General features: G+C 39.0%; 4 protein-coding genes and 1 pseudogene. All 5 read right to left on the reverse strand.

Features of this window, described 5'->3' with window-relative positions:
* Window positions 1-332, reverse strand: a pseudogene (locus ACT3SX_RS11985) (transposase); the annotation flags it as partial.
* Between the two features lie 307 nt (window positions 333-639).
* Complete coding sequence (locus ACT3SX_RS11990) at window positions 640-3,867, reverse strand: DEAD/DEAH box helicase (RefSeq protein ID WP_426138657.1); 3,228 nt, start codon at window positions 3,865-3,867, stop codon at window positions 640-642.
* Window positions 3,868-3,876: 9 nt separating this feature from the next.
* On the reverse strand, window positions 3,877-5,298 hold the full coding sequence (locus ACT3SX_RS11995) for an EH signature domain-containing protein (RefSeq protein WP_426138658.1): 1,422 nt from the start codon (window positions 5,296-5,298) through the stop codon (window positions 3,877-3,879).
* A gap of 5 nt (window positions 5,299-5,303) precedes the next feature.
* Entirely contained in the window at window positions 5,304-6,035 is a 732-nt protein-coding gene (gene zorB1, locus ACT3SX_RS12000) for a type I Zorya anti-phage system protein ZorB1 (protein WP_426138659.1), read from the reverse strand.
* Between the two features lie 18 nt (window positions 6,036-6,053).
* Window positions 6,054-8,114, reverse strand: a complete 2,061-nt coding sequence (zorA, locus tag ACT3SX_RS12005; protein ID WP_444753620.1) for an anti-phage ZorAB system protein ZorA — start codon at window positions 8,112-8,114, stop codon at window positions 6,054-6,056.
* Between the last annotated feature and the right edge of the window lie 533 nt (window positions 8,115-8,647).

Consider the following 8,647-nt stretch of genomic DNA (forward strand, 5'->3'; position numbering starts at 1 on the left):
GAGGTGCTGGTTATCTTTGATGAAGGCGTACCTGACTAGCTGTGCCTTGCAAAGTACGCCGTCGCCTTTTTTAGAATTTCGCGCTCCTCTTCGGCTACTTTAAGCTGCCGCTTGAGCTGCTTTATTTCTTGAAGAGCACTCATAAGATCAGGATCATATTGTTCTGTGCCAATAAGCTTGCCTTGATTGGCTTTGTTCTGCCAGTTCGATAACGTTTGCATCGCTATGCCAAGTTGCTTGGCTGTGGCTGAAACATTACCGTTATTGTCTGCTATTTTCTTAACGGCTTCTGCTTTAAATTCGTCACTGTAGGTTCTTACTTTCTTGGTCATGGTAAACTCCAGTTAATACGCTTAGTTTACCAAGTTTAGTTGTACGGTTTCTTCAGCATAGCTCAATATTGTATGTGAGTATGCTTTATGACGGACGGATAAATAAAACAAATTAGTATTGACCCACAAAAAGCCAGATAGCTAAGCTGTCAGGCTTTTTTGTGGGTAGCGCTTCTTCTCTTAAACACAGTCCTAAGTTAGTTGATCACTACAGTTCGGTGTCTGCTAGAACTTTACAATCGGTTAGCTTCATAAAAGTAGTCTAGCATGGCGCCTATCTACTACAGCCCATTGTTAAAAATCTTACTCAATAAATCGACTGAATCAGTTCTTGAGTAAGCTCTACGTTTGGTTTCAACATATCATCAGCCAGACTGCGCTTACTAGATAGTAGCTTATCCAGTTTGATTTCAAAGGTTTCAAAATCATCTGCTGCAATAGATGGGTAATAAACAAAAACCTCTTTATCTTGCCCAATACGGTAAGCTCTATCAGTTGCTTGATCTTCCTTAGCTGGGTTCCAACTGCGTGTATAGTGGATAACATGGTTTGCTTTTTGGATATTCACACCAAAGCCAACTGCCACCGTGGATAAGACAATTACATTGAAACCATTCACTTCTTGGAACTTATCAATAATGCCCTGTCGGGTTAAGCCTTTTCTACTATTGGTATTCGAATCTCCATTCACTGTAGTAACATTTAATCCAAATCGCTCAAGGAGAAGACGTTTTAAAAATACTTGAATAGGTCTGAACTCAGTAAAGATAATAACCTTTTCATCTTTTTGCTTTATGACCTCTAAAGTGTCTATTAACCACTCAGCTTTAGGTGAATCTTTGATAGTTGCTTGCTCTTGCAATTTTAGAGGGTGAGCGCAAATCATTCGCATACTATGTAATGCAGTTAACATAACACCCTTATGCCCTTGTTCAGACAAGCTTCTACAATCATTTGATACTTGTTTATAGAGTGTGCGTTGCAGCGTTGACATTTCAATGTTTTTGCAATCATTAACTTCGTGTTTTGCTGGTAGCTCAGCGACATCATGCTTCATACGTCTTAATACTTGTGGTTCAATCAATTGACGAAGCTCATCTATTATCGCACTATCTTCATCATCTTTCTTTTCAATAGGACGACGATACTCTTTATTAAACTCACTAAGCGAACCCAGTAGATTTTCTTGTATAAAATCAAATAAACACCATAGGTCAACCAGTGAGTTTTCTACAGGCGTGCCTGTACAAGCAATCTTAAAGTCTGCTTTTTGGGCTTTAGCAGCTTTAGTAACCATTGCAGTAGGCACTTTTATTTTTTGGGCTTCATCACATATCATGATACTCCAATCCACCCTCCCTAAAGAAAACTCAAGGTCTCGCATGGTTTCATAAGTAGTCAGCACGATATCTGCCCCACCTAACCAATTATCTTCAAGTAGATTTGTTATTCCGTAATCGTTTCTTAATTGAGGAGATATTAGGTGTTTGGGTATTTTTCGCTGTTTTAAGTTATCGCCATATAAACTTAACCCTTTTCCGAATTTTGCACTAAAAAACCTATTGATTTCACTCTCCCAGTTCTCTAATAAAGAAACTGGTGCTACTACTAATGCAGGTTTTTTATCTTCTGCAGCTTCTAAATAATCACCAATGAAACAAAGTAACTGCAAAGTTTTTCCTAATCCCATGTCATCCGCTAATAAGCAGCCGCTAACCTGAGTTGGCGCATACTGATATAGATTTTGTAGCCAAGCGATACCATACTCTTGATGCTTTTTTAAACTAAATTCTTGGCTTCTAAAACTTGATGGCAATCTGGCCTGAGGGCGGCTGCTTTCATCAAAAGTTAGAGTCTCGGCTCGCTTCTTAGTAAAGTCAGCCTCATCGATATTATTGGCAATCAATAAGGTAGATTTTTTCTTTGTTCCATCAGCTTCTGGCTGCTCTTGCTCTATGTCGTTTTCCGCTGGGTCATCACTCTTTGAATCACGCAGATCATTAAGTAATTTTTTTGCATCATCTAATGGAATGGAGACGTTGCTGTCCGGATGTATAACAAAGCTCTCGCCTTCTGCCTCTGCATGCTGGATACGTTGCTCAAGTAGCTCAGTAGTGGCATCAGTATTATCAGAAGTAAATTGAGATAAGTCGGCTGACCCATCTATAAGATTCTGTGGTAACCACTCAGATTCACCACTATCTTTTTGAATGGCTTCAGAACTCAATTTTTCGGCTTCACCAATACCAATTACTCGATCGCTGTAATTATTTAAATCTAGTACATTTTTAGTTTGTAAATCATCTTCATGCTGCTGAATTTCTTCTAGATCACTTTTCAGTTCTTCCACTTGGTTATCTAAATAGTTTGTTCTATCTATACTGTAGCCTGCCCATAGGAACACTGGTGATGATTTCTCATAAGTAGCAATAAAGTGTTGAACTTGCTCTATATTTGAAAGCTCTAAAAAAATAGGGTCTTGTGCTCTAATTGAGTTTTCATGCAATATTAATTGAGCGGAACTAAAATGTGATAATTCATCATAGGTTTTATCTATTAGCAAACGATAGCTATAGATTTCTGCTTCTTTTTTGGATTGCTCAAAGCCCTCTGGGGATATAACCTCTATGGCATCTTCACCTAACTGCGCAAAAGGATTATGCAAAAAGGTTTGTGCACGCTCACCAGTTATCCGACGATTTGGCATCTTCTTAATTTCATTGAGTACACTTTTAACTTGTGGATCGACGATAACGTGTGCCAAACCACCTTCTGGTAAGCTGATCGTATACTCGTTTTGAACGTCATTATATTTATCAAAAGTTTGTAGCCAATTTGAGGGCGAGTCTTTAAAGTCAGGCTGCACCTCTACCACTGACTCTGTACTCACTAAGTTTTTACGGAGATTAAGTTGCAACTCCTCTGGGGCAAGTACGATAGTTTTACGCAGAAACTCATCTAAGTTCGCCTCACTTTTATTCGCTAAACTGCGTATTTGTGCCCAGTATTTTTGGTTTAATGATTTGTTTTTATCCGTGACATGAGAGAATTCTTTGATTTTCTCTAATAGCTTCCAAGTCGCCTCACTCAACAGATACTCTTTACCGGCAAGACTAATGATTGCCCCTGTACGCTTGACTGAGCCTTTGAATTTAACCTTGTTGTTATCACACCAGCCTTCCAAAATAATTTGAAAATCTGAATCACTGAGGCCATTTTCACTACGAATGACCGGGTATAAATCATTTGATAACGGCAGGTTGAGCAGATCAATAACACCCTTATGCTCAGAGTCTTGTTGGATCTGAAAAAGCTCTTCCCATGGTAAGATATAGTTATCATCCGACTGATAGACAACCTCCTCATCAGCCAAGCTCTCCCAATAGAAATCTGCATCAGTTTTAGCCACAGCTGTATAGCCGCGCTTTAAGCCAATATCATCGTATTGCAGCTGCAAAGGCATGATACTTGCTATTTCAGCTTCTACAGCAGCAGGCTCAACGGATTTTTTTCTTTTCCAGAACGCTAGTTTCATATCAGCTCTTTAATAACGTTTTTTGTATTTTGGACTACTGGATTGGCTGGCAAAGACGCCTAGCTCAGCGAGTTTTTCATCAAACTTTGCTTCCCAGTTTCCTGAATGACTCAAACTCGTTGCCCGACCAGAATCACTTTTAAATATTGAATGCTGTTTGCTCTTTAATTCATGAACCGTTATGTTTTTCTTACTAAGATTAAAAGGTAAGTCACTATACCCATAGCAAGCATTCCCAGTATCTGAAAAATCAACAATATGAACGTTGTCAATTTTTAATAGAAAAGCATTATTACTAGCAGTAGAACCCGTAAGATTTTTTAATCTGCCGCGGTTTAGTTCCCTGAACTTTCGATGCTCAGCATGTCTAGATTGCACAGCGGCTGGGCCTAAAAATATCTGAGAGAACGAGATCTTATCAATAAATTTGATCCAATAATCAAAGCGGTCGACATCAGCTGTTTGGCTGAATAATTTGAAGAAAGCTTCTAAGTCGGCTCTGACAAACCACTGAACCACCATTTTTCTAGTATCTGAACCGACATTTCGCCAGCCTGCTGATGAGTCGTATTGCGGATTATCCCATTGCGTCAAACAGACGTGCTTTAAAGCTTCGTGTACGACCGCGCGCTTTGAGGTAGAGGCGTAACGTTCAAGTAAAGCTGTTAAAATAGCGGTGGTATAAATTGGATTTCTTTCTAATAGAAGTAAAAAACGTGGAATCACTTTAAAGTAATCCTCTTCTTTCATGGTCTTAACAGACTTGATAGATGAGTTGACCAAACTGTCCCAAAACCAGCTGTTTGGTGCAATGCTCAAACTTTCTAACTGATTGCTAACTCTGCTGTCATCGCTATTCTGTAAAAAATCACGAATGAATCGTTTTGAAGGATCTAGTGAGAGCACTTCAGGATGATCCGTTAACGTGGTAAGCCATTTTTTAGGCTTAAGCGTGGCTTGAAATAACGTAGAGCGATTGCTACTTAAGATATTTCTGAGCTGGATCCAGTTACTAGGCCGCTTGTTTATCTCATCTTGCTCTACTGCAAAGTAACCATACAGCAGCGGGAAATAAACAGGCTTTAGTGACTGAGGCTCCATCTTGCTAAACTGCTCAATAAGCTGGCCACCTATAAAGGTGAAAAGGATTTTATCCTCATAATTTAAAAGCTTTTTACTGAGTGACCAAGCTAGGTTCTTCCAATCACGTTTTGTCAAATAGTCTTTGCCATGCTCTTCTAACTTTAAAATCGATTTGGCAATTTTTTCTTCGATAGGCTGCGTATTTTCCATATCATCAAATTTACGTTCAATGAGCGCTAATGTCTTCATTAATTTGGTCGGTTTGGCAAATTTATTATGTACTTGGTCGGCTTCAGAAAAATTATCGACACTCTGATTCAGCCTCTGTTTTAATATAGCGATACTCATCACATTCACCTTGCCAGCTGACAGGTTTCAATAGGAGCAGAAACAAAAATCGGCTGCGCCTCAGCACTGTCTTTTTCTTTTAAACCATAGAATTGCATTCGTAGCTCTACACGGCGCGAGGCTTCTTTACTGTCTTTTGCTGAATTAAATGACACACCGCCCGCTAGAAACAGCTGTTTAATTTGATTTTTTTGCGTGTCAGTTAAATCTAGATCTTGATTAAATGTGGGATCCAACAAGCTACACATCACCCACTCCGAACGACGCAAGCTTAAATTTAGGTTATATAAATACGATCCATCTGTGTCTGTAAAACCTTCAATCACAATTTGCTTAAACCATTTTTTGCCATTCTCACTATTAGCAGCTTCTAAGACAACTGGCACCAAGGCACTTAGCGCTTTTATACCCTCTTCATTCAATCGATAATCGTTGTACCCAAACCGACCCGCTTCACCAAAATTTATACGGTTTTCTTTGCAGTCTACGGTGATCAGCTGATTCTTTAAAGTAGGGTCATCTTTAATACTAGTACAGATATCTAATACCTCTGAACTGCGTTCTTTCTCTGCTTGTGTGGCTTCATTAATTTTCTTAGTGACGACCATTAAAGATACTGCCATCACTACCAAAAATAATGTCATTAGCGCTGTCATCAAATCGGCAAATGAAATCCAAAAAGGTTTTTCACCCTCATCTTTTGAACGATGCTTCTTCGCGTACCTGTTACCAATCATTAGCGATACACTCCCGAATTAGCGTCTGGTTTTTTGCGTAAGGTCTTCAAGGTTTTCTACTACATCACCTAGGCCTTCAATGCCGGTTGCCAGACGTTTAATGGATTGGTCAAGTGTGTTATCAAAAGACTTTAGCGACTGATTTAGACTGCTTTCAACGGAGCTGCCAAAGCTATCAAAGCTCTTCACCAAAACATCACTCACTTCTGATAGATACTCTTGCATTTCCATCTTCACTTTGTCTAAAGCTGTGGTCATATTCTGCATATCATTAAGCATTTTACTACTCATGCCAGCTTCAGATTTTGACTGCTGAATAAGACTCTCTAGTGTTTCAATGGCAATATTAACGCTGTTTTGAGAGTTCTTATAATCTCGTATCAACTCGATGAGGTTGCTGCTAGCACTGGTCATGTTGGTTGAAGTGGTATTAACCTCTGCAATAAGCTCTGAGGTTTTACCAGTCACTGTGATTAGTGAGCTACCAGCCGTCGTAAACTGCTCAGAGGCTAAGCGCATCTTTTCTGCGCCAGTATTCATACCAGTAATACTATCGGTGGTCACTTGAGAGAGTTTTTGGATGCTTTCTTTATGACTCTGAACGGCATTTTGACTATGAACAATCAACTCTTTAATTTCACTGCCTAAGTTATCAATCAATATGGATGACTGCTCATTCAATTTTTGCTGATTGTCTAATATTTGGCGATCCTGATCGATACGTTGCTCTGCCACATTTGATAGCAAACCTGACATTGAAGTACCTAAACCCGACACCATTTCTGACACTTTACTATTCAGCTGCTCAACAGCATGCAGCCCTTGATCGCCAATCTTGGCCGAACCTGCAGATAGATTTTCTACCATTTCAGTCATTTGGATAGACATCTCATTCTGCTTTTGATGAATATCATCCATCATTTTTGCCATTTGGGTCTCTAACGTTTTGGTCGAAACCTCACTGTTGGTTTGCATGTCTGTCATTAATTGAGAAAATCCTGACTGCATCTCACGCATAGCCGTGACAGATTGAGTCATCATTTCGCTCATACCTGTCATTTGACCGCCAAATGTCGTTTCTAGCTTACTCATGAACGCGGCTAGCACATCAGTCATAAGGTCTTGTACAGCTGAGCCTTGGTCGCCGCTCACCTGCTGCACGCTCAAGGCAATCTTATCTAAAGGATCTTGAAGGCTATCTTTAATCGAATCGCCAATCTGGGTTGCCATCGACTGGCTCGTTTGAGCATAAGAGTCACTCAAATGAGTCGCAAAAGCTGTCTGATTCTTTTTATTTTCTTCAACTAAATTAATCATCATAGCTTTTAAATCATTAACTAAGCTATCTTTTAGCTGGCGCGCATTGGTTTCATTGGCTTCCGAAGATTTAAGCAATTTTGCAAGATACTCTTCGCCACTGTCATCAAAGGTAAAGGTATCATCAATGGCGGCATGTAAGCGCTGCAGCCGCTCATAACATTTTCTTAGCCAAAACTTCTCAAGAAGTGTAATCAGCATAGCGACTGCAATAGCCAATCCAGAAGCCATAAAAGCCTCTCCCACGCCTTTTAGCAATAATGTCAAGCTGTCTTGAACCTTGTCAGGGTTGCCAGCAGGGTCGAACGCTAACAATCCAATCAACAGGCCGGCAAATGTCACGATAATACCTACACCAGTAATCATACCGGGTAAGTGCCTATAAAACTCTACTTTTAGAGGAGTATCAACGATGATGGCTTCGCTAAAAAACACCTCACTGGGCACCGTTGCCCTTGAATAAGCTACCTTAGCTTCGCCATCCACTGTTTCATAAGTATTATGAAAGGTTTGTTTATAACTTATCCAAGCTTGCTTCAAAGAAGGGTTGCCATCAAACTTGTCGTCTAATGAGTCTTTATTGACATCACGATTGATGTTTTCTAAATCACCCACCAATTGTGAGAGTTTTTTATTTAATCCTACAGCAGGTACCAAATAACTGAAAATAAAAATTAAAAATATTAATATCAATAAGATAGAAACCAATATAGGAAATATATAAAATTCTTGCACAAATTGCGCCGTTTTGAACCAATCCATCAATATCACCTATGCCACCGAATAAAAGATTAAAAGCTACATGATTTATTAAAACCAAATTAGAATCAGCTCAATTGGATAATAAACATTTACGTCAAAAACATGCTTGAAAGTAGTCCATACACTTAATTACAAGCTGTAACTTATAAAAAGAGAATGGTAACATAAACAAATGACTAGAAAACGGTTAGCAAATAATTTTTAGTAAATAACAGATAGTTTTGAGAGTTCACAACTAAGGTAGAAGGTTGAAAATGTTTCAAGCCAGGATATAGTCGTCTAGGGCGTGCCATCAATTCAATCGATAATAATCTAAATGGGTTAAAAATGACTAAATATTGCCAAACGGCGTCAAATAGCTGACTAATATCTCGATATTATCTGCGCTATTTTCCTTGTTTGATCACAATTTTTAAAATGAATACACGCCCTAAGAGCATTTTACATAGGTAAGGTAGAACAGAAAGGAGCTAACATACCTTATCGTAATACGTTTGGCACTTCTAAAATTAGTTAATTATTGAAGCATTTTT

This window comes from Psychrobacter sp. AOP31-B2-9 (assembly GCF_052378005.1).
In the GTDB taxonomy this organism is placed as follows: Bacteria; Pseudomonadota; Gammaproteobacteria; order Pseudomonadales; family Moraxellaceae; genus Psychrobacter.

What these genes read in the sequence shown, in the direction of transcription:
- ACT3SX_RS11990 (WP_426138657.1), bottom strand. Translation starts at nt 3,867, where the DNA reads ATGAAACTAGCGTTCTGGAAAAGAAAAAAATCCGTTGAGCCTGCTGCT.
- zorB1 (WP_426138659.1), bottom strand. Translation starts at nt 6,035, where the DNA reads ATGATTGGTAACAGGTACGCGAAGAAGCATCGTTCAAAAGATGAGGGT.
- ACT3SX_RS11995 (WP_426138658.1), bottom strand. Translation starts at nt 5,298, where the DNA reads ATGAGTATCGCTATATTAAAACAGAGGCTGAATCAGAGTGTCGATAAT.
- zorA (WP_444753620.1), bottom strand. Translation starts at nt 8,114, where the DNA reads ATGGATTGGTTCAAAACGGCGCAATTTGTGCAAGAATTTTATATATTT.